A 22684-nucleotide genomic window follows, 5' to 3' on the forward strand; every position below is an offset into this window, starting at 1 on the left:
CCCTTACTTCATACTAATCGCAATTCTGCTCTCCTGCGGCAGCCAGTCGACCTTGGCGCCAAGCTGTTCGCTGATGAAGCGCAGCGGCAGGTAGACGGTACCATTAACTACAAACGGCGGCGTTGCCAGAGTGACACTTTTACCATTTACAGTGGTAGCTCCGTTCACGGTCTTGATGACGATGGTTAGCGGCGTTTTGTCGGCAGTGGTACCGGTGATCGTTACCACTTTGTCCATGGAATAACCGATAGTAGCTCCCATCTTGGTGAACAGTGAACGCAGCGGAATGAAATTCTGTCCGTTACGGGTAATGACACCATTGGTGAAGGCGATGGATTCACCATTCAGGCTAACGGAGATCGGCTTCTGCATCGGGACAGGCTCTTTGTAGCTGAATTCATAAGTACCGTACCCGAGCTCAGCATTCTTGTTCACGCCCCACCCCCAGAGAGTGCCGTCGTTCTTCTGCATAATGACGTGTCTTCCGCCGCCTTTTATTGACTGGATACCGGAAGCGAGCAGGGGAAACTTTGCATTCGGCGACATCAGTTCTGCGGCAATCGAAGCTGCATAGACTTTTCCGTCTGCCGTCAGTGCGACAATAGATTGCTCAACAATGTAGGCATCGGTCACCTTGCTGATTCCTGAGAAGACAACCGGAACGGGTTCATCCTGATAGGTGGTTCCATCCGAATATCCGGTGACTGTGGAGCCCCAGAACCAGAGACGGGATTGCTTGTCAATCGCGAGCCGGCTGCGTCCATTGTTGTAGAGGGTTCGAATATCTTTTAAGCCGGAAAAAGGAGTTGCAGTTATCTTCGCCGGGTCACTATTGGTTTCCGGTAAATAACTATCCTGGTCCGGCCAGGTCCAGACGCTGCCATCCTTGCTGAGCGCATAATTCTGTTCGAGCTGGACAATATCCTTCAAATTGGGAACTGGTGTAAAAGTGGCAAGTTCGTCGATGCTGGTCCAGACCGTCCCGTCTGTCTTCAGGAACAGATAACGCTGCCAGTCGCTATACTTATTGTTAAGCTTGTTGCTCTCGGAATATTGGGAGATGGATGCAACGTGATCCAAGCCAGGAACAGGTGCAAACGGAGGAGTCGTATTATCGTCGGTTGACGTAACTGAAGTATATACCGCACCCTCTCCAGTGACTGCCAAATGACGCGGGTATACTCTTTGAAAACTGGTTATATTCTTCAATTCGGGCACAGGTGTAACTTCAATGGCCATGGTTCGGGCATTACTCTCCCACTTCCAGACCGAGCCATCCTTGGTGGTTACCATTGCACTGTAATATAGCGGGAAAGAAGCCTGTACATCTTGTAGTCCATGCACCTGCGTAGGTACGGACTTCGTCTCCCCCCAGACCCACAGGGTCCCGTCATCCTTAATCAGATAGTCAGGTCCGTAGGAAGAGATGCCTGAGCCACCGCCACTCGCTGCTGCTGTTGCAGCCTCGGGAGTCCCAACAGTCAGACAAGCCGTCAAACCCATCACCATGCTCACAAGCAAATTTCTTTTTTTCATCACGATATCCTCTACTCTCTTTAGAAAATTACTGAATTAGGTAAATAAAAGAATATATTACCTTGAATATAGACGCTGCTTGGCCCTGAAAAGTTTCTTTGAAAATTAACCGTTGCTGGCAGCGCTCCTGTGGTACAATAATTTAGTCTGTTTTTTTGGAATTGTCCGTACTTGAGGAGGAAATTAGCGTTAATGAAACATGCACCTTTTATAGCCGTGGAAGGCCCGATTGGAGCCGGTAAAACCACCCTCGCCACGATGCTCGCCACCGAACTGCAGCTTCCGGTCATTAAAGAAATTGTCGACGAGAACCCGTTTCTGGACAAGTTCTATCAGAATATGGACGACTGGAGCTTCCAGCTTGAGATGTTCTTTCTCTGCAACCGGTTCAAGCAGCTTGAAGACACGACTGTGCAGTACATAGATCAAGGGAAGCCGGTCATTTCGGATTATCATATCTATAAGAATCTGATCTTCGGGGAACGGACGCTGAAGGGATCGAAACGGGACAAATACCGGGAGATCTATCATATTCTGACCGATGATTTCCCCAAACCGAACATCATTTTGTATATCCGGGCGAACCTGGATACGCTGCTGGCCCGGATTGCCAAGCGCGCGCGTACATTTGAAGAGATCATTGCCCCTGCCTACCTCCAGCAGTTAATTGAGGATTATGACGATGCGATGGCCTCCCTGGCCCGCCGCGAACCGTCCACCGTTATCGTTACCATCGACGGAAATCAGGTGGATTTCGTAGAAAATCCCGAAGATTTCAACACCATCGCAAAGCAAGTAAAGGAGCTTATGAAATGAACAGTTACAACATCCCGGACAATGCAATTATCACGGTAGCCGGTACCGTAGGCGTCGGCAAGTCGACGCTGACCGCAGCACTCGCGCAGCGCCTGAATTTCCAGACCTCGCTGGAGCAGGTGGATCATAACCCGTACCTGGAGAAGTTCTACCACGATTTTGAGCGGTGGAGCTTCCACCTGCAGATCTATTTCCTGGCGGAACGCTTCAAGGAGCAGAAGAAGATGTTCGAGCTGGGCGGCGGGTTCGTGCAGGACCGTTCGATTTATGAAGACACCGGGATTTTCGCAAAAATGCACGCCGACCAAGGCACCATGTCCCCGACAGATTACGCAACCTACACCAGCCTCTACGAGGCTATGGTGATGACGCCATACTTCCCGCATCCCGATGTGCTGATCTATATTGAAGGTAGCCTGCCTTCGATCCTGACCCGCATTAATGAGCGCGGACGCGAGATGGAGATCCAGACTGACGTCTCCTACTGGGAGCATATGCACGGCCGCTATTCCCAGTGGATCAACGAATTCAGCGCCTGCCCGGTGCTGCGGCTGAATATTGACGAGTACGATGTGAAGGACCCGGCTTCGGTGTCTGCGATCCTGGAGCAGGTAGGACGGACGATCGGGCAGCGGGCGGCACAAGCATAAAGTGTTTATTTACAAAAAAAGAGCGTTTCACAGCCGATAGAGACTGTGGAACGCTCTTTTTCGTTAGGACGAACGTTTAGTTCGATTGATCTACATCATAATAAGCGGTTCGCCGGAAAATTTTGCTGTCTATAGGTCTGTATAATATTTCGCATTTGCACCTTAATTTGGGTAATAGGGCCTGTTTCAAATCACCTGCCATTGGATTAATTAAAAACATAAGGAAATATTACCAATTGAATAAAGCTAAATCAAATCAAGTTAATACATAATTAACACGGTCAGAATGACTGGAACAGTAAGAAAAGGAGCGAAGGGCACGGAGCCGGGAATATCCTGCCGGTAGGTCCGCTTCAAGAGCAGAACCGCAGCACATAACAGACAAGCCGCACCGAACAGGGCCAGATTGAGGAGTCCTCCCAGCCATACCCCTACAGCCGAGATTAGCTTAATGTCTCCTGCTCCAATCGAACGGGAGTACCTGCGCAAGAGAAGAAGGGGGGCGGCGGGAAGAAGCAAACCGTTAAGCGAGTTCAGCAGAGACCCGTACAGGATCATATGAAGAATGCCCATTCCCAGAATTAAGGCTGTCAGCATATTGGGAATCTTGCGCCGGCGGATATCACTTAAGCTACATAAGATCAGTATTAGCATAAGGCTGGATAACAATAGGAGTTTCATATAGGACACCGCCTCGGATTCTGTGTGCTGTGCTGGGTTTTGTGCTCTGCACTATTAGTCGTTTTATGGAAAATTTTCTCATGATGTGCCGTATTGTGTCAAGGCTGAAGGCCGGGGTTCTATACCAGGCAAATTCACAATGAAAGAGGATTGAAGATGAGGGTACTTCTACTCGCAGGTATAGCTCACGGGTACATCACTGCCCATATCGCAGATCCGTGGACCACGATGAATGACGGGAGCCTGCGGGTCCGGGATACAGCCGGATTATTGCAGAATTCCACCCTTCCCGGACCGGAAGCTGTTGTGATTACAGACGAAGGATTGCCGGACGGACTGGCTGCTGACAAGGAGTCTGTTCATACTTTGTTAGAGCATCTATCCCAGACACGGGAAGACACTCCGGTAATTATATTAACGAGAGACCCGGGTCAGAGAGAAGCCTGGTCATCGCTTGTAAGACAATATCTGGGGCTCAGTGTTCTTGAATATCATACGCCCAGGCTGCCAATCGCATTGGTGAAGCAGGCTTTGGCACAGCTTGCAGATCGTCAGAGGAATAATGGGCTAGGATCAGGCAGCCTAGAAATGCGCTTCACGCCAGCCCGGGAGAGTGAACCGGGTGAGCTGAAGGCCAAGAAGCGTTCTTTCCTGGACAGGTTCCGTTCCAAAGGCAAGGATACAGAAACCTTCCAGTCCACTGATTCGCTCTCCCGGGAGCTGGCGAACATCAGCCGGGGGATGAGCCGGGTCGTGGCGGTGACCGGACACCGGGGCAGCGGGCTGACGAGCACCGCGGTCAATCTGGCGGCAGAAGCTGCAAAACGCGGACTGAACACTATTCTTGTGGATATGGATACTGAATACAGAGGGATTAACTTGTATTTCAGCGGATTTGATGAACAGGCGCACAAGGATGAGCATCTGGGGAGTTCCTTGATCCGGATGCTGGCGAAGCCGCAGGATTACAGGACCAATGCTTTTCCTGTCCAAGGGAATCTGTGGATGACTACACTCAGCTACGGATTCCAGGACAAGCGGGCGATTCAGCAATTCTACACCAGCGAGAAGCTGGCCGGATTGTTATCGGCTCTGCGGAATAACTTCAACCTTGTCGTACTCGATCTTCCCCTGGATGCCATGCGGCAGATGGAGAGTGCGCTGATTCATATGGATACCTTCGGACTGTGTGTTCCTAACAACCTGTATTCGGTGCTAAGCACCCTGCGGAATATTGAATTAGTGCTTGACCGGGATTCTGCCGCCTATCTCAATGCCAAGACCAAAGTGATTGTCACCCGCTATAATCACAGCTTCCGTTATCACGGTGACCTGTTTACCCCGGAGAAGGTCGGTGAGCTGCTCGGCTCGGGCCTCAGTGACAGCTTCCGGTACGAACCGGCACTGGCCGGCTACGTGCCTGCCAGTGCCGAATTTGACCAGCAGATCGAAAGTGATATCCCGATTGTGAACAGCGGACCGGAGTTCGAGCGGGCGTTCGGCACCATACTTCTTAGATTGATGGAGGGTTCGGGGTAGATGGATATCAGAGGTGTAAAAAATGTGGCTCCCAACCGGAACCTGTTGAAACGAATAGTTGCAGTACTGTTCAGTCTGATCGTCATTGTCGTCTCATACATAGTCATCACCAACGCCAGCCAGGATGCCCGTGATACGGTAGAGGTGCTGCGGCTCACAGAAAAGGGAGGGCTGCCCGCCTTTACGGTGCTGACAGAGAAGCAAGTGGAGACCTATAACATTATCCGCACAGAGTATACATCCGATATGGTGCTGGCGGACAAGCTCCCTGAAGTACTGGGCAAGTTCACGAAATATTATATTCGGGATAATAGTGTGCTGTATGAGGATCAGCTGCTGGATGAGAAGCCGGTCAAGAATGAATGGCTGTATAAGCTGGGTGAGAAGCAGGAAGTCCTCACCCTGCCCTACAACTTCCTTGAGGCTGGCGGAGACATTCTGATGCCGGGAGACCGTGTCCGTATCCGGGTGTCCTACAATGTGGAAGAAGCTGCAGCTTCTGGAGCAGGAGGCAATCCTAATGCCGTATTCAACTCCTCACAGTCCTCCGTTACGAAGACCGAGATTCTGTTCGACAGTATTGTCATCAAGGATATGCTCAACGCGAACAGCCATTCGATCTATGAGGTATACAAGGAAGTGCTGAAGCTGAGCGAGGACAAGCGGCAGGAGGTTATGCGCAGCGACGATTTCCTGAAGAGCATTCAGCCCAAGGCTCTGCTGCTGGAAGGCTCAGGTGAGGAGATTAACAAGTATGCCAAATACAAAAGCCTGGACAGCAAAAGCTTTCTGATTACGATGCTCAGCAGAAGCGGCAGCACGGTAATTATGGATGAGCTGCCTACACTGCAAAATGAGGTGGAATCATGGATCGAAAAGAAGTAAAAAAACTGGAGAGCATCTTCCGCAAGATATCCTCCAAGGAGCTGGTCGGAGCCGAGTTTCGGGACAGCCCGCTGATCTATAGTGTTATTGGTTTCTTGCCGGCCTGTGAAGGGACAGATCAGGCCATGCTGATCGGCAATTTAGGCTATCTGCTGGCGCAGCAAGGCTTTAACACCTGCATCGTGGATTTTAAAGTGTTCAATCCGAACCTCTACTATCTGTTTGGTGTAGACCCTCCCGCCAGAGGAAAAGGGCTGATCCGGGTGCTCAAAAGCGATAAAGCGGATATGCGTGAAGATATTGCTTCTACTTCAGAGGAGAACCTGTATCTGCTCTCCCCCAGTCCCTATGATCTGCTGGAGGAATACTTCGAATTTGGTTTCGCGCACATTGAACAGGTATTAGCCACACTTAAGGGAATGTTCGATATTATCCTGCTGGACATTCCATATAATCCTCCACTCGAATTCTGCACGGGGGCGATGAAGCACTGCCATATCGGATATTTTACAGCAGCCGAGCGGATCGAGGCTCCGGGCAATATGACCAAGCTGCTGGACTTTGCCGCTTCCATTGGCATCAGCACAGCCAAGTTCACCAGTGTGATTATGATGAACCTGCATGAGATCGGGCTGGATTATAAGGTGTTCAAGCAGATGGGCTTTCAGATCGCAGCAGCGCTGCCCTTCGTGAAGGCCGCAGCGGCGTACACCCAGGACGGCAAGCTATATGTTAAAGATCATCCGCTGCAAAATAAGGCATTCATGAAGGAAATGAACCGTTTGCGGGATTCCATTATTAATCAGTGAAGGAGGCCTGAGCCTTGCTAACCCGGGCAAAAGTAAGTGAAATGCAGCAGAAGTTCTCGCACCACAGCACTCAAGAGGAAGATATGGATGCACTCAAAAATAAATACACCACCATCAGCTTCGAGGAAGCGCTGGAATTATGCCAGAAATACATTAGCAAGGCAGCAACGAATGCCTTCCGCCGGGAGAGAGACCCGATCCGCAAACGGGAAATGACCCAGGGGTATATTATGGAGTTCGTCGATTCCCAGAAGCCTAGTGTGGAGGGGTATGGCGGTTTGCAGTCTTTAAAGAATGCGCTGATTAACGAAATCACGCATTATGGCCCGATAACCGAGGCCATGGAGGACCCGCAAATTGACGAGATCCGGGCCAACGGGCCGGAACAGATCTTCGTGGAGACCGGCGGGAAAACGCTGCGCTGGGACCAGCATTTCACAGACCGCGAACATATGGAGCGTATCATATCGAAGTTAATTGGAGTGTCCAAGATGCGCCTAACACCGAAGGTTCCGATGGTGAATGCCCGGACGGTGGAAGGGTACCGGGTAAATGCCACACATGCGGAAATCTCGCCCTATGAGCTGCCTGCTTTTGTCATCCGTAAATTCAGCAAAAAAAGTCTTACTCCCGCCATGATGATTCATGAACAAAGCTTCTCTGTCAATATGTTTCGGCTGCTCTCTCTGATTCCCAAGGCAGATCAGTCATGGATTACTGTAGGGCCAACCGGCAGCGGTAAAACGACGCTGAATGAGGTGTTAGTGAAGCAGATTCATCCGCTCTCCCGGATCATAACGATTGAGAATCCTTCCGAGATGCGGCTGCACCGCCGGGAAGGGGGAGAATTTGGCCCCATCATCAATGATGTGCTGCAGTACGAATCCGTGCCTGAAGAGGATGATGCCAGTCCGGCTACGATGGAGAACCTGCTGATTAATGCGATGCGGCAGTCTCCGCATTGGATCGGACCGGGCGAGCTGAGGACCCCGGGTGAATTCGCGACTGCGCTGCGGGCGGCACAGACGGGGCATTACTTCTTCACCACACTTCATGCCGAAGGGGATGAGGAGGCGATCTACCGCTTCCTGACTGCCTATCTGATGGTGTCGAATGAACCGGCTGAGCTTGCCTTGCGCAACATCTGCAGTGCAGTCAAATTCGTAATCTACCAGGAGAAGCTGGCTGACGGAACCCGCAAGGTCACTTCGATATCTGAGATTCTGGGGTCAGAAGGGTTGAAGCCGCTGATCAATCCGATTTATAAGTTCATCTATGATGATGTGGTGGAGGAGGCGGGCGGCACAAGGGTGGTCCAAATTATCGGGCGGCACAAGCGGGTGGGCAAGCTATCCCTGCGTGCCCAAGAATCTATGCTCAAGGCCGGCATTAAGCGCAGCCGGTTTGAATTCCTCACCCGGGAGCCCCTCGAGGACGAAACGGAGGGTTATGCATTCGATGAATGTGAACTTACTCATTAGTCTGCTGCTCGGCGTTGCGGCCTTCGTGCTGTTCAATACAATGTTTCAGGTCCGCTTCTTCGAGGGTTCTCTTCACCGTCTATTAGATCTGCTGGATACGGTGGCTGACCATCTTGGTAAATACAATACCAAGCGTTACGTTTCCCGGATTAAGCGGGAGCGTATCGTCAAGCGGAAGGAGAGCCCGATCGCGAAATACAACCGGCTGGTGGAAGGGCTGATTCTGGATTTCAACCTCCCGGTTACCTTGGAGAGCTTCACTTCTCTGCTCTGCATTTCTTTCGCGCTGGTAGCCGTGGTCATTGTGTTCTTCATGAATAGCGTAACGTTGTCGGTAGTCGTGACCATCTCCATTTTTGTCGGCCTGATGACCTGGTTCGTGATGCAGTCCAAGATTATACGGGCCCAGGATATCGAAAATATTATGGACGCAGAGGATCTGATCTGTCCGCTGGCACGGGACGGTGTGCTGGTCGCGATCAAGAAGGTGATGGAGAGTGACGAATACATCAGCCCTAACATCCGGGTCTATCTCCGGCAGTTCATAGATAACTGCGAGAATAACGGATACAGCTTCAGGCAGGCCATCACCCTGCTGAACCGTCAGCTCGGTCCTAAGTTCGATGATTTTACAAAGAAAGCGATTGTGTTTGAATATAACGAACGCAAGGGAATGGCCGACATCTTCCTGGATATTGTAGATGAGAATGCGGTGCTGAGGGAGATCAATGCGCGTAAGGAGACGATTTTCCGCAAAATGAACCGTGACTTCCTGATGAAGACCGTCATCGTATTGCTATTCTTTATCTACGCCTTATCCATTGACGGATTTCGCGAGTTCATGCTGTACACGCAGGCCGGGAAGCTGATTAACACGATGATGATCTGTGTAATCTGTCTGAGCTTCGCCCGTACCCAGGCGCTCCAGGGTAACCTTGGGGGAGGAAGTGACCGTAAATGATCTTTATCGCCAAGGTGTGTGCCTTAACGTCCATTCTGTACTTGATCAAGCTGTTTCTCTTGCCCATGTTGAAGCCGGTCAGCGGACGAAAGAAGAAGCGCGCACGCCGGTTCATGAACGAACGAAAAAGCACGCAGCTGAAGCAGCGGGTAGCATTGTACAAAAAGAATTTTGCCCTGAAATATATGACAGGCTTTGTGGGCACAGCTGACCGCATCCGCTTCCGCAAGATGATAGACCGGCTGGAGCTGCTGGTCCGGCCGGAGGAGATTCGGTTAAATCAATTGCTCTATGCCTCGGGCGGAATGCTGCTGACCCTTGTGCTGGGCAGTGCCAACCGGCTGCTCGGCTGTGTGACCGCCATCTTCATTCTGCTGGGCTGGATCTATCCGGTGAAGAGCCTTGAAGAACAGATCGAGAAGAAGAACCGCAATATCTCGCTTGATTTCCCTGCCTTTTACAGCATGGTCTACTACCAGTACTCCAAATCCATCAATATCTATCTGGCGGATGTGATTCGTGATTACCTGCCCCATGCGGGCCAGGATATGGCCGAAGAGCTGGGTGTGATGCTGGACAATATTGAATACGGCGAGGAATATGCGCTGAAGCAGCTCAAGAAACGGGTTCCTATGCGTTATGTGATCAAGTTCTGCGACATCATGGAGACCCGCCTTAGAGGCTATGACAATGTCTCCCAGATGGTGTACCTCAAGAATGAGGTCAATCAATTCCGGGTGGAAGCGCTGGAGAAGGAACTGCTGCAGCGTGAGCGCAGCAATGCACGAATCCAATGGATACTCATTATCATCTTGTTCGTGTACATTGCCATTTATTATCTGTTCCTGGTCAAGGGTTCACTGAAAATGTTTCAATAAATTTTATATTCGGAGGTTGAACAATATGGAGAAGAAATCGCAGAACGTGGCTAAGCCTAAGAGTCAAGAGAGCTTTTGGACAGAGGAGCGCGGGGATATCGGGGTGAAGCAGATTGCACTTACCGTAGCAGCAATTGTCATAATCGGTGCGGCTATCGTAATTGTGCAAGACAATCTGGGAACCTGGATCGGTGATATTTGGAAGCTGTTCATGAATCAGATTGAGAAATTCACACAGTAATCTGAAGGAGGTACACCGGCTATGCGGGGAGTCGCAAAATCCTTTCTGGTCGCGATTGTGGTGGCAGCCACCATTATGGTGTTCACCAATCTGGTGTTCTTCTTCCCATGGTACATGACGCTGGTCATCGAGACCTTCAACCTGTCACAGGTCGCTGCCGGAGATAACTACATCAAGCAATCCTATTATGATGATGCGCTGCAGCGTCTAAAGGAGCGGCCGATCTACCGGGAGCATCCGGATCAGATCGAAGTTGAAGCTTTGAATGAAGATGACGGCAGGGCCGTCGGGAACGATGATGAGACGGTCTATGCCAATGCGACCGAATTGGAGAAGCCCTACCGCCAGCGGGGAGAGCCCGTGACGGTCACGGTACGCGCAGTTTATCCGCTGAGCGTTAAGCTATGGGGGGAAGAGATCCGCACGGAGATTCCTGTGTCTTTTTCGCTAACCTCAGTCGGGCTGAAGCATTATAAGGATCTGGACTATTATTTCGATTAACTCACTGAGATGAGAAGCGGGGAATGAAGGACTTGAGAACAATCGCGGTGTCCATTCTGATCGCTGTGATGCTGTCCATCCTGATTGCACCGCTGACCGAAGTGTTCAATATATCACGCGAGCAGATTGTGCTGAGTACGGCGCTTAATAACGCGCTGCGTTCTGCCAAGGACCGGAGCCTGGTCTATGAGAAGCTGCGGGGGCTAGATGCGGAGGTGGATGAAGAACGTTTCGCGGAGTACTTCGCTGAAGCGTTCGGTGCAGCGATGAAAGCCGGGCTTACAAGCAACGATGGAGGTCAGCTAACCTTCGCAGGGGAGCAGCAGGCGATACAGGTAACCCTTGAATTTAGGCATGAGCCTGAGGCATGGAATGGGCGGCAAACCACTGAAGTGCATGTCCTGGCGGAAGTCCCTTATGTGTTCAAGACCAGATATTTACGGCTGGCCCGGGAAGCCGGGCAGGATGTGGATTTCGTCATGACAGGCGAGCGGATGACCGTACTCTCTGTGAAGAACTAGGGAACGGAGGATAGGATTCTTATGGAATATGTGATGGTTACGCTGAAGGCAGGAACGGTGGAAGCCGATCTGAAGCTGCCCTCGGAAATCCCGGTATCTGAACTGCTGGAGATGCTGGAGGAGCCGCTTGCGCTGAAGAAGCCGCAGAGAAGGAGACTGCAGGCAGAGCCGCTGGGCCGTATTCTGGAGAGCGCACGTTCACTTGAGGAAGAGGGTGTCAGCCACGGCGCGCTGCTGACGCTGATAGGAGAGGAATGACAGCATGAATGATAATATTGCAGGCGGCGGACTCCTGTTACAGACTCCGGGTGTGTTCTACATAACGGATCTATGCGGGACGCTGGAACCGGAACCCGGAACTTACATACTGAACCGGGATGAAGGAGGAGCTGAAAGGCTGCCGGGAATTCTCTGGTTCATGAATGAAGCGGGAGGGTTGCTGTTTGCCAGTGACCAGAGCCGTGGCAATGTCCTGGTTAGAGTGGATACGGAAACGCAAGAGGTGAAGGTGGTGCTGCATGAACCTTGCCGTGAGATCAGGCTCAGAGCAGGCTGGCTGTTTTACATTAATGAAAAGGATGGAAAATTGTACCGCTGTCTGCCGGATGGACGCAAGCCCGAACGCCTTACGGACAGTGTGGTGCAGTGCTATACGATCTTGGGAGAACAGCTCTATTATACTTGCGCACAAGGGATCTACAGTTGTCCATTGGAGGGTAACCGCTCTGCCCGGCTGACTGAGGGAGGCGCTGCTTATCTGCAAACTTGCGGAGCGCGGCTCCTGTATGCGGATTTGACGAACGGATATGCCTTGACGCTGCTTGATCCGCTGTCCGGTGAGCAGGAAGCCTACCCGGACCTGATTCCGCTCAGCATGATCAGCGAAGGTGGTTACATCTACTGCTGCAATGCGGGCAATGACGGATCGATCTATAGGCTGGATCTGAAGTCTGGTGAGAGCCTGCGCATGTATGGAGAGCGTGCGGACCGCGTGCATAAGGCAGACGGGCAACTGTTCTTCGTACATCAAGAGCTGTGGTACACCATGCCCATGTCAGGCGGACAAGCGGTTCGCTTTCAGGCAGACAGAAGTCGTTAAGGGGGATGAAGATGGCAAAAGTATACGAATTCAGCCGCCAGCCCAGATTTTTGCCGGATATGCCTGGCGGTGAACTGGAAATTCCGAATCCTCCGCATGCCTATGCTAAACCGGAGATCGCCTGGATGGCGCTGCTGGTGCCACCTGCCGTAATGCTCGTCATTACCGTGCTGCTGGCACTGACAGCCCAGTCTATGTATATGATGCTCTCCATTGCCATGACGGTAACCACGCTTCTGTTTTCCTTCACGGGTGCAGCGTCGCAGATCCGTAAGTATAACCGGCAGAAGAAGGAGCGGGAGCAGAAGTATCTGCAATATATTGCCGATGTCCGTACCGAGCTGTCACTGGCCCGGACTCAGCAGAGCAAGGCGCTGCACGAGATGAACCCGGAGCCTGAAGCCTGTCTGCATCGGCTTCAGCAGCATGACAGCAAGCTGTGGGAACGGACGCCGGTTCACCAGGATTTTCTCTCCTTGCGGCTGGGAGTAGGCAGTGTGCCGTCCGCCTTACGTATCGTATACAACAAGCAGGCAGTCGTGCTGGAGAATGACCCGCTGCTGATGGAGCCGCACCGGCTGGCGCTGGAGTTCGCCAAGGTTCCTGATGCACCGGTTACGGTTAACCTGCTGGAGGCAGAAATCTGCGGCCTGGCAGGAGAGGCAGAGCGAACCCGGCATCTGCTGCAGCAAATGGTCCTGCAGCTGGTGACGCATCACGGATACGATGATGTGAAGCTCGTGCTGCTGGTGCCGGAGGAACGTGTTCAGGATTGGAGTTGGCTTAAGCATCTGCCCCATGTGTGGAATGAGGATTTCACCACCCGTTACCTGCTCTGCGGCCGGCCGATGGCCCACCCTGTGCTGGGTGAATTACAGGAGATTCTGAGGGAACGGGAGCTGCGCACGGTGCACGGGAGTTTGCATCCGCATTATGTCTTTATCATTGAAGATCCTTCGCTGCTTGAGAATGAACCTATTTACAATTATCTCTATAACGGGAATTCCCGGCTTGGCGTATCCTCGATGTTCATTGCAGCCAATAAAGCCTATCTTCCGATGAACAGCCGCGTAGTGATCCATATGAACAGTAAGAGTGCTGAACTCGCGGACAAAATATCGGGAGTCAAGCTGACCTTCGTGCCCGATCAGGTGAATACAAGAACGCTTGAACAGTCGGCCCGTAAGCTGGCCCCTCTGCGTCTGCGGTCTACGGGAGCAGCGTTTGCTCTTCCTGCTTCGGTCACACTGCTGGACATGCTGGGGGTCCGTACCGTGGAGGAACTGGATTTCCCGTCCATTTGGAGCCGCAACAAGACGTTCAGGGGAATGAGTGTCCCTATCGGTGTACGCGCAGGCGGAAACGCATTTCGTCTGGATCTGCATGAGAGCGGGCATGGCCCCCACGGCCTGGTTGCCGGGACCACGGGTTCAGGCAAAAGCGAGCTGCTTCAGAGCCTGATTATTTCGCTGGCGATCCACTATCATCCGCATGACCTGGTCTTTGTCCTGATTGACTACAAGGGCGGCGGGATGGCCGATGTATTCCGGGGGCTTCCGCACCTGGTGGGGACGATTACCAACCTGGGCGGGAATGAGACGAACCGGGCGCTGCTCTCCATCAAAAGCGAGCTGCTGCGCCGCCAGCGGCTGTTCGCTGAACAAGGCGTCAACAATATCGACCGCTACCAGAAGCTGTATCATAACGGAGGCCTGGAACGCGGCATGACGCCTATTCCGCATCTGATCATGATTGCCGATGAATTCGCGGAGCTGAAGCAGGATCAGCCCGACTTCATGAAGGAACTGGTCAGTGCCGCGAGAGTAGGGCGAAGCCTGGGGGTGCATCTGATACTGGCTACGCAGAAGCCGGCAGGAATCGTGGATGATCAGATCTGGAGCAATGCGAAATTCAAGATCTGTCTGAAGGTCCAGGATGAAGCGGACAGCAAGGATGTTATTAAGCGTCCGGATGCGGCAATGATCAAGGAGCCGGGGCGGGCGTTCATCCAGGTGGGGAATGACGAGATCTTCGAGATGTTCCAGTCGGCTTACTCTGGAGCGATGTATGATCCTGGCAACGTGCAAAGGCATCACCTCCGGCACAAGCGCATTTACCGGCTGCAGCTCAACGGCAAACAGGAGCAGATCTATCCGCTGGATGAAGAGAAGCTGCCTGAGATGGAGGTGCCAAGCCAACTGGAGAGCGTGGTCAAATCGCTGGCAGCTTCTGCCCGGAGCGCAGACATTCACCCGCTCCCCGGACCCTGGCATCCTCCGCTGCCTGAATCGGTACATTTAGCGGAATTGTATAAGGCTGGCGGGGGCTGGGAGGAAGCCGGCGGCTGGCCGTCCGTCCAGGAGACGCTGAGTATCCCTGTTGGTCTTGTAGATGACCCGCGCGGGCAAAGGCAGGAAGCGCTGATGCTTGATTTGGCCGGGGAGGGCAATCTCTTCATTTACGGTGCGCCGGGCACGGGCAAAACGGTGTTGCTGAGAACCTTATGTTTGTCAGCGGCTTACCGGTATTCACCGGAAGACGTACATCTATACCTGATGGATTGCGGAGGCTCTTCGTTCAAAGCGCTTGAAGCGCTGCCCCATTGCGGGGGTGTGATGACACTGGAGCAAGAGAAGAGTATTCTCCAGTTTACTAAGTTCCTGTTCCGCACCATGAATGAGCGCAAGCGGATTTTTGAAGACAGCGGGGCGGACGGCTTTGCCGATTACCGGGCAAGGATCGGCAAGCTGGCGTCTGTGGTGCTTGTGATTGACAACTATTTCGCCTTATCGGAGACCTATGAGGAATTGGATGAGCAGATGGTGGTGCTGGCGCGGGAAGGGACCAAATATGGAATCTATATGGTGGTTACGGCTACCAATGCTTCGCTTGTACGCTATAAATTCGCTATCAATTTCAAGAATGCCATCAGCCTGCAGATGACAGAGAAAAGCGAATATGAAATGATTGTCGGCCGTACGGAAGGCCTGGAGCCATCACGCGCGGCCGGCCGGGGACTTGTGCGCAGCAAGCCTCCGCTGGAGTTCCAGACGGCATTGCCGCTCCTGCCAGAGCAGAAGCATGGAGGAGTGGAGCAGTGGATACTTCACCTGCGTAAACAGGCAGACACCGGGCTGTTAACGGAAGCACCGCGGATTCCGGTGATGCCGGCTTCCATTGATATCCGTAAGCTGAATGAGGCTTGTGCACTGCCGGAAGGGCGGCTGGCGATTGGACTATCAGATAACGACCTTCAGCCTGCCGTCCTGGATCTGGACACAACACCTATCGTCATGGTAGCCGGAGATCCCATGTCCGGTAAAAGTACATTGCTGGTATCCTGGGTCACACAGCTGCTGAGACAGTCTGGGAAGACCGCCATCTACGCGCTTGATTCGGGGAGTATGGGAATCTACAGTGTGCTGGGGCAGCCCGGTGTAACGGATTTGGCAGCCGTCGATGATATGTATGCCTTTGCAGAAGAAATCAAGAATGAGCTTGAGGGCAGACGCCGCTCCCTGCTGGAGGTCAAGAGCAGCGGCGGTGCAGCCGCAGAGCTGTATACCTCATGGCCGCGTATCGTCTTCGTCATTGACCGGCTTACGGAGTTCACGAATGGTGACCTCTATGCCTTGAAAGAATTGCTGGAACGAATGGTGAAGCAGGAACGGGCGCTTAAGGTTGCCGTTATTGCCGGAGATAACACCTCCGAGCTAGCCGGGAACTGGGACGGACTCGGAAAGGCGATCCGCGAGGAACAATGCGGACTTCAGCTGGGCAGCCTGAAGGATCAGAATCTGTTCAACGTCCGGTTGCCTTACGGTGAGAAGGAGAAGGAGCTGGAGCCGGGGGATGGCTACCTGATTATGAAGAATAAATACTCGGGTATCCGCACGGCTACTTAGGGCCTTCGAATGGACCCATTTGAGGAGGTGAGCTTGTTGCCTACGCCGCAAGAAATCCGCCGGCAGTCAGGAAATGTAAGCAGTGCGGCGGAGGATATCCGCCGGGAGCAGAGTAAGAATGACAGCAGTGCGGCTCAGAGCAGCAGCTGGTGGAAGGGCGGAGCCGGGGATACTTACCGCAGCGAGTATCAGGAGATTACCCGGGATGTAACCCGTTTGCTTGGACAGATGCGGGAGCTGCAGAATCAGCTGCAGGCCCTGGCGGGCGCTGTCCAGCGGGCTGACGATGAACGCAGGGCGAAGGCGAAGGCGGAAGAAGAGGCCCGCCGCGCGCTGGCCGCAGCCGCTGCGAGGAAGAAGTAACGGCAATAGATTCCACGAAGGGAGGTGAATCGAATGGTGAAACAGGTGTTCAGTCCTGAGCAGGCTAGAAGTGTAGCCAGTTCCATTAAAGCTAAAGGCCAAAGTGCTAAAGATATCATCAACAAGCTGGATAGTGAGATCAAAGCTGCTGAAGCATGGTGGCAAGGTGAATCCTCCAAGGCCTTCATTGAGGAATTTAACCAGTTGAAGCCGTCGCTCGACAAGCTGGTCGAGTGTGTGAATGGCATCAGTATGCAATTGAACAAGGTAGCAGAGATCAAGGAGCAAAGCGATCGCGATATTGCCAGCCAGCTTCGCAGATAGAAGCAGGCGGAATATAGGTATAGGCGGCCGGAAGCATAGGCTTCCGGCGCGGCTATGCTTGTTATACATAACTTCAGAATATCAGACATCATGAAAGTGATGGTTCAGACATAGAAGTGAAGCAGGCGCAGCAGCAACACTCGGAAAGGGGCAACCGCCATATGAAAAAAATGTTCTGGATCATCAGCCTCAGCACAGCACTTATGATTACAGGCTGCGCACGGACAGATAAGGCTCCAGCCCATGAAACGGGTCAGGCTGCCACGCAGAGTCCGGCAATCGAAACCCCTGCTCCCAGTCCTTCAGCAGTCCCGGCCAAGCAGGTCATTACCGATGAGCAGGAGAATGGAGAAGAGGGCATGTTCCAACTGGGAATGACCCTGGATGAAGTACGCAAACAATTGGAAGCTGAAGGCATGGACGACAGCAATGAAATTGAGAACGCAGGTGATCCCGCCGATTGGAATCAGGGACACCGTACCGTTATGACGGACCAAGCTGATTTTACCTTCGATGAGCATGAGCGGCTCTACAGGATTGATGTGACGCATGAATCCCCCACAACAGCAGGCCTTAAGGCAGGGGATGCGGAAGCAGAAGTGCTCCGGCTGTATGGGGAGGAGTTCCACACCTATGAAGGGGCTGACGATGGAAGCCGGGTCCTGGAGTATGTAATGAAGGATCATTACTTCACGGTATGGCTGCAGGAACAGAAGGTTGGCGGCTGGGGTGTCTCCTCGTATAAATGGCAGACGAATAGTCCCGTTACGGAGAGCTATGATCAGGTGAAGCCTGCCGGAGATCATGAAGGCACTGCACTGAAAGAGAAGCTGTATGGAGAGCTTCAGGCCAATATGCAGAAGGTGGAGCAAAACTCTGATGATTTGATGGACGGCGAACTGGCCTCTGACCGGATTCGCGGGCTGCAGAGCATCCTGTCCATCGTGCTCAGCGATGCGGAAGTAGAGGAGATGCTGGATCAGCAAGAACAGGTACAGCCGCTGCTGAATGACTCTGTCATCTATACTGGCTATTCGACGCAGGGTGTGCATCTGATGGCGATTCTGTCGCCAACTACGCCGGGGAATGAGAAATTTAAAGCTGCGATGAACCAGCTGCGCGGCAAGGAGGATGAATATGCCTTCCTGTCCGCAATTACAGAGGCATCAGATGAACGTTCGCTTGAGGTTGGACTCGATCTGCATGCAGAGGATCTGGCAGGCCCGCGTGAGGAGATTAAGCTTAGCTCGATTACCGTCTCGGACAGTACTAGCGGAGCAGAGCAGGTAGTGCCTTTTACAGGCAAAGACCTGGAACCGCTCTTGACTCAATACGGCCGCAAGCACAGTTCAGACCTTGCACTGGCAAGCGGAGCCTGGCACGCCTTCGGCTTCATGGGCACGCTGATCAACGATCCTGTCATAACGGTAGAGCTAGACGGAGAGCCAGTGATTCTGCGGCGCCAGTAGAAGGAGTAAAGATAAGGCTTGTCACAAGCTCATTTGAGGAGGATATGAAGATGAAAAAAATAACAACATGGTTCACAGCTCTATTACTGCTAATCTCGCTAATGCCTGTATCGGCACATGCCGCCCAGTCTGTCCGGGTGGTGGTGGACGGCTCCAAAATCAGCTTCCCGGATGCCCAGCCGTTTCTCGACAAGCAGAACCGGGTACAGGTGCCGGTCCGCTTCGTGAGTGAAGCACTGGGGGCGAAGGTTGGCTGGACTCCAACTTCCAAGACGGTAACGGTGGAACTCAATGGCAAGAAGCTGGTGCTGGTCATCGGGAACCGGCAATTTACGTTGGATGGCGTTAAGAAGACGATGGATACCGCCGCCCTGATGAAGAACGGCAGAACGTTCGTGCCGCTGAAGTTCGTCAGCGCAGGGCTGGGCGTAGGCGTGAACTGGGATCAGCGGGTCAGCACCGCTTATATTTCTACGGATGGCAAGACGCCTGTGATCAGCTCCGCACCCGCTAAGGGCACTGCCAAGACATCCAACGGATTCACTTATTATACGAATACAGGCTCTATGCTTCAGGTTAATTCTTCTACTGAGAATCCTCCCAAGGGCAAGGCCGTCCTTGTCATTCTGGTCGATTTCGAGATCGAGGGTGCCGATTATGCCATGCAAATGAAGGAAGCAGAAGCGATTATGCGGCAAAAGATTGAGCCGGCTACTGTAGATGCCATGCTGGACTATGTTGCTCCAAAGAAGACAGTAGAGTACAACCTGCCCTTTAGAACATTTGAAGATGCAAAATACAAAATTAATGTGTCTTCTACCGAATATAACGCGCTGGTTTTTACTATATACAGAAAATAGGTGTAGATGGATGAAGAGAGCCCTGGTTCTAGCCATACTATCGGTCATTTTTGTCGCTGCCGTCTTCCAAATGGATACCTATTCGGATGCACGCGGGAAGCCGGCCACTCCGGCCGAAGTGCTGAAATTCGCCAACGAAGATTACCTGGACTTATATGGTGTGAAGGATTACTTCAAGGAGGAGACCTCCAAGGGCAGCTACCGGAAGGATCTGCTGCAAAAAAGGATTGCTTCAGGTGCCGAACGTTACTATGAAATCGTCTACGGGACCAGTCATGGCACCCAATTGGACGGAGGGCTCTATGAATATTCCGGCTATACCCGGGAAGGCAACTCGGTACCGACAGAGAATGTTCCCTGGTTCGCCGGGTGGAGCGGGACGCAGATTCAGAATCTCTCCCTGATTAAGGAATCCTGGGAGGATGATGCCGTTCAGCAAAAATTCAAAGTTAACACAAATAAATTTGACCGCTATCAAAACACTAACAACTCAAAGCTCACCGCCTATCTCACAGACGGGACCTTTGAGCAGGCGATTATCGAGGGCTTGAATTTTGAATACGGCGGCAACCGTACGTATAAGGATTTCATGTACCGTGATCAGAATAAAGAGCTTCAAGATAAGAAGGTCTATACCAACAACGCCACTCCGTCCAAGGGCGGCAAGTGGATTGACTATGTTCATGTGCTCCAGCCGCCCACGTATTTCTCGTGGGGGTATGGAACCGTCTATATCTCCCATAACAGCGGGAATATCACGTATTTGGACATTCCGATTGCACCACTGGCACTAGTCGAGCAGGAATACGACTTGAAGGCTGAATTCGAACAGCTGCCGCTGCAGGCACAGACCGGTGAACAGGTGCAAGTACAGATCCGGGTGGATTCATCTTTTCCTGAAGAGATTAAGACCCCCTTCCGTTGGGAGATTATTCAGGTGAGTACAGGCAAGGCCATCAATAGCTCTTCGGCAAAGCTGACGTTCACCGGTCATGCGCAGAAGGGTAGCGGGGAGCTCGTCATTCCCAAGAACGGGGAGCGCTTGCTGAAAGCCAGCTTCAAAATGCCGGACAGCGAGGTGCGAATTAAGTTCAGTGTGAACCCGGAGGGGAAGACCCCCAAGGAGAAGCAGCTGGCTAATAACGTGCTCGATTCGCATCCAATCGCCGTCAAGCTGCTGAAGCCGCAGCCGCTGGGCTATAATGTGCTGACCCGGCAGGTGGAATTCCCGATCTACGGCGGTGCACCGTTAGTTGCCCAGTTGTACTTACCCCGCGGAAGCTGGATCAACAATGCTACCGGACAACTGCATGTGACCAATGCGACCCCGGATGTATTCCGGCAATATAATGTTTCGGGCAATCCTGTAGTGGATGATCCGGGGAGTCACATTTCGCGCCAGCCCATCGTCAGCGCGGTGATTGACCGCAAGGATTTCGGCGATGACCCTGAGCATGGCAAATGGCTGAATCCGGCTAATCCATACTCTCCTGCGGTAAAAGAAGGCCGGGTGGACTTCCAGGGCGGAGTCCAAAGAACCTATAAGTATGACGTGACGAGCTGCAGCAATGGTACCTGCACCACACGGACAGTAACTGATACGGCAACCGCCAGCTTCCCGCAGGGAACGGACCGGAAGCTCTATGAGATGTATTTCTATCATGGACGCAAGGAAGTACCAGAGCCTGTGGTAGATAGTAAGATCGAGCAGAACACCGGGACCTCTCTATCCAAGAAGCTGCTGTGGAGAACCGAGCCGTATCCGGTGGATGTCATCCGCTGGATGTACCATTTAGATAAGAATAATCAAGCCTATCAGGCTGTAGCTGTAAATGGGCAATACAAGCGTTCGTTCACGCAGCAAGGTATGGGCGACATTGCATGGAGTGCAGACCGTCCGCAGCGCCAAGAATACCAGACTTCACGGACTGCGGCCAAAGAAGGACAAGCGGGTAAAGCTGGCTATGATAAAGCGGTGTTCGCCACGGACCGGGAATTGCAGCGCTTCAATTATCCGGTGAAGTCGGGCTACTATTTTAACCCGGCAGGGTCCTATTCCTTCAAGGTAAAGACCGTAGTGTACAAGCCGGTCAAGGACGATACCGAGGATCATAAAGAGCTGGTGCAGCGGGTCATTGATTCGTTCCGTTATGAGAATGATCTGATCTACATCAACAACAAAAAGATTGCCGTAAACCTGAGCAATGAGCCGCTTGCCAAGCAGGGCGGAGGGTTTGCCCGTAAAACCGGCATACTGACTGCCGCGAGTCCAAAGGGTGTGAATGGTGAAGTGCTGCTGGCCGTAACGGACCGCAGTACAGATGGCAGCCGTTACAGCAAAAAGGTAGTGGAGCTGGAGCATTCACAGGACGTAAAGGGCGATACCCATGAATACTGGAAAAAGGTGATGGAGGGCTATAGCCAGTCCTCTACGGCAGGGAGCAATACTGCTTTTGAATATAAGGAATTCGTAAAAGACGGGCAGAAAATGTATCAGATTACGGAAGAGACCCGCGTTACGATTGTGATCAACCCAAAGAACAGCTATCTGTATACCCACGCCAATATGGCGGACGGTGAGTATCCGATTAAAGTGTCGGTTGGGAATGTGGAGCTTGGCAAGAGCAAGCTGGCTTATCGCACGTTAGGCTCCATTCAAGGTATTACGACACTGGACGGCATGACGGTAACGGTAAAAGGCTCCATGTTCGACGACTTGAATAACTAGACGGCGGATTAGTACTCTGGAGGTGAAGCATGCAGCAGCAGGTGGAGATCAAGCGGATGCTGGAGCTGGAGCAGGGACTGAAGCGCTTGAACCGCATACTGGAGGAGCAGGTCACCGGTATAGACAGAAGCGTCGGCGGTTTGGTTCGTTCGGTGCAGGCTGCTTACCCGGAAAGTTATGTGCAGTCTCCCTCCCGCGAGGCGGATCGGTTGCTGCAGGAGCTGGCAAGGGAGGCACAGTCGCTTAGTGACCGGATAGAGCGTAAGCAATCGGCGTTACGCTGGGCGGCCGGGCAATATCAAGCTGCCGAGACGAAGGCGCAGAGTCTGGTTCATGCGACACCGGCATTCACCTGGAAGCAGGCAGGCAGCATGTTCAGCCGGTGGCTGCAAGGCCTAAGGGATCAGGCAGCACGTGGGATTCAGGATGTCCTTCGT

Annotated in this window: 22 protein-coding genes; 20 read left to right on the forward strand and 2 right to left on the reverse strand. The window is 52.6% G+C overall.

Annotated features, from left to right (window positions below; genetic code table 11):
• Positions 1–3 precede the first annotated feature (3 nt).
• Positions 4–1536 (reverse strand): stalk domain-containing protein, encoded by a 1533-nt coding sequence (locus NST04_RS33425; RefSeq protein ID WP_341188040.1) that lies wholly within the window; start codon positions 1534–1536, stop codon positions 4–6.
• Between the two features lie 192 nt (positions 1537–1728).
• On the opposite strand from NST04_RS33425, the gene NST04_RS33430 reads away from it, so the two are divergent.
• Together NST04_RS33430 and NST04_RS33435 are read left to right on the forward strand one after the other, a co-directional pair.
• Positions 1729–2352, forward strand: a complete 624-nt coding sequence (locus NST04_RS33430; RefSeq protein WP_341188041.1) for a deoxynucleoside kinase — start codon at positions 1729–1731, stop codon at positions 2350–2352.
• Positions 2349–3002: a deoxynucleoside kinase gene (locus NST04_RS33435; protein ID WP_340754917.1), complete on the forward strand. Its 654-nt coding sequence runs from the start codon at positions 2349–2351 to the stop codon at positions 3000–3002. The genes NST04_RS33430 and NST04_RS33435 overlap by 4 nt, the downstream gene beginning before the upstream one ends.
• Before the next feature lie 261 nt (positions 3003–3263).
• Here NST04_RS33435 and NST04_RS33440 read toward each other — a convergent pair whose 3' ends face one another.
• On the reverse strand, positions 3264–3683 hold the full coding sequence (locus tag NST04_RS33440) for a prepilin peptidase (RefSeq protein WP_341188042.1): 420 nt from the start codon (positions 3681–3683) through the stop codon (positions 3264–3266).
• A 156-nt stretch (positions 3684–3839) separates the two neighbouring features.
• Here NST04_RS33440 and NST04_RS33445 point away from each other — a divergent pair, with 156 nt between their 5' ends.
• From NST04_RS33445 to NST04_RS33530, 18 genes are all read left to right on the forward strand, one after another.
• Entirely contained in the window at positions 3840–5222 is a 1383-nt protein-coding gene (locus tag NST04_RS33445) for a hypothetical protein (protein ID WP_341188043.1), read from the forward strand.
• Positions 5223–6107: a hypothetical protein gene (locus tag NST04_RS33450; protein WP_341188044.1), complete on the forward strand. Its 885-nt coding sequence runs from the start codon at positions 5223–5225 to the stop codon at positions 6105–6107.
• Positions 6089–6916 (forward strand): hypothetical protein, encoded by an 828-nt coding sequence (locus tag NST04_RS33455; protein ID WP_341188045.1) that lies wholly within the window; start codon positions 6089–6091, stop codon positions 6914–6916. Before NST04_RS33450 ends, NST04_RS33455 begins: the two co-directional genes overlap by 19 nt.
• 14 nt (positions 6917–6930) lie before the next feature.
• Entirely contained in the window at positions 6931–8397 is a 1467-nt protein-coding gene (locus tag NST04_RS33460) for an ATPase, T2SS/T4P/T4SS family (protein WP_340754911.1), read from the forward strand.
• Positions 8381–9358: a hypothetical protein gene (locus NST04_RS33465; RefSeq protein WP_341188046.1), complete on the forward strand. Its 978-nt coding sequence runs from the start codon at positions 8381–8383 to the stop codon at positions 9356–9358. The genes NST04_RS33460 and NST04_RS33465 overlap by 17 nt, the downstream gene beginning before the upstream one ends.
• Positions 9355–10236 (forward strand): hypothetical protein, encoded by an 882-nt coding sequence (locus NST04_RS33470; RefSeq protein WP_341188047.1) that lies wholly within the window; start codon positions 9355–9357, stop codon positions 10234–10236. Before NST04_RS33465 ends, NST04_RS33470 begins: the two co-directional genes overlap by 4 nt.
• Before the next feature lie 25 nt (positions 10237–10261).
• Positions 10262–10477: a hypothetical protein gene (locus NST04_RS33475; protein ID WP_341188048.1), complete on the forward strand. Its 216-nt coding sequence runs from the start codon at positions 10262–10264 to the stop codon at positions 10475–10477.
• Between the two features lie 21 nt (positions 10478–10498).
• A complete protein-coding gene (locus NST04_RS33480; protein WP_341188049.1) occupies positions 10499–10978 on the forward strand; it encodes a hypothetical protein in 480 nt (159 codons plus the stop codon).
• A gap of 23 nt (positions 10979–11001) precedes the next feature.
• Complete coding sequence (locus tag NST04_RS33485) at positions 11002–11499, forward strand: hypothetical protein (protein WP_341188050.1); 498 nt, start codon at positions 11002–11004, stop codon at positions 11497–11499.
• 21 nt (positions 11500–11520) lie between these two features.
• Positions 11521–11757 (forward strand): EsaB/YukD family protein, encoded by a 237-nt coding sequence (locus tag NST04_RS33490; RefSeq protein ID WP_340754900.1) that lies wholly within the window; start codon positions 11521–11523, stop codon positions 11755–11757.
• Between the two features lie 4 nt (positions 11758–11761).
• Positions 11762–12598, forward strand: a complete 837-nt coding sequence (locus tag NST04_RS33495; RefSeq protein ID WP_341188051.1) for a DUF5050 domain-containing protein — start codon at positions 11762–11764, stop codon at positions 12596–12598.
• Positions 12599–12609: 11 nt separating this feature from the next.
• The gene (gene essC, locus NST04_RS33500; protein ID WP_341188052.1) at positions 12610–16503 is read left to right on the forward strand and encodes a type VII secretion protein EssC; all 3894 of its coding nucleotides are present in this window, start codon (positions 12610–12612) and stop codon (positions 16501–16503) included.
• A gap of 36 nt (positions 16504–16539) precedes the next feature.
• Complete coding sequence (locus tag NST04_RS33505; protein ID WP_340754893.1) at positions 16540–16866, forward strand: WXG100 family type VII secretion target; 327 nt, start codon at positions 16540–16542, stop codon at positions 16864–16866.
• Between the two features lie 33 nt (positions 16867–16899).
• Positions 16900–17190, forward strand: coding sequence for a WXG100 family type VII secretion target (locus NST04_RS33510; RefSeq protein WP_036702412.1), 291 nt, complete (start codon positions 16900–16902; stop codon positions 17188–17190).
• Positions 17191–17351: 161 nt separating this feature from the next.
• The gene (locus NST04_RS33515) at positions 17352–18659 is read left to right on the forward strand and encodes a hypothetical protein (RefSeq protein WP_341188053.1); all 1308 of its coding nucleotides are present in this window, start codon (positions 17352–17354) and stop codon (positions 18657–18659) included.
• Positions 18660–18709: 50 nt separating this feature from the next.
• Positions 18710–19519, forward strand: a complete 810-nt coding sequence (locus NST04_RS33520; protein WP_341188054.1) for a copper amine oxidase N-terminal domain-containing protein — start codon at positions 18710–18712, stop codon at positions 19517–19519.
• Positions 19520–19529: 10 nt separating this feature from the next.
• Entirely contained in the window at positions 19530–22247 is a 2718-nt protein-coding gene (locus NST04_RS33525) for a hypothetical protein (protein ID WP_341188055.1), read from the forward strand.
• 29 nt (positions 22248–22276) lie between these two features.
• Positions 22277–22684: hypothetical protein (locus NST04_RS33530; RefSeq protein WP_341188056.1), on the forward strand; the 408-nt coding region annotated here is incomplete at its 3' end.

Source organism: Paenibacillus sp. FSL H7-0756 (genome assembly GCF_038006765.1).
GTDB lineage: Bacteria > Bacillota > Bacilli > Paenibacillales > Paenibacillaceae > Paenibacillus_AQ.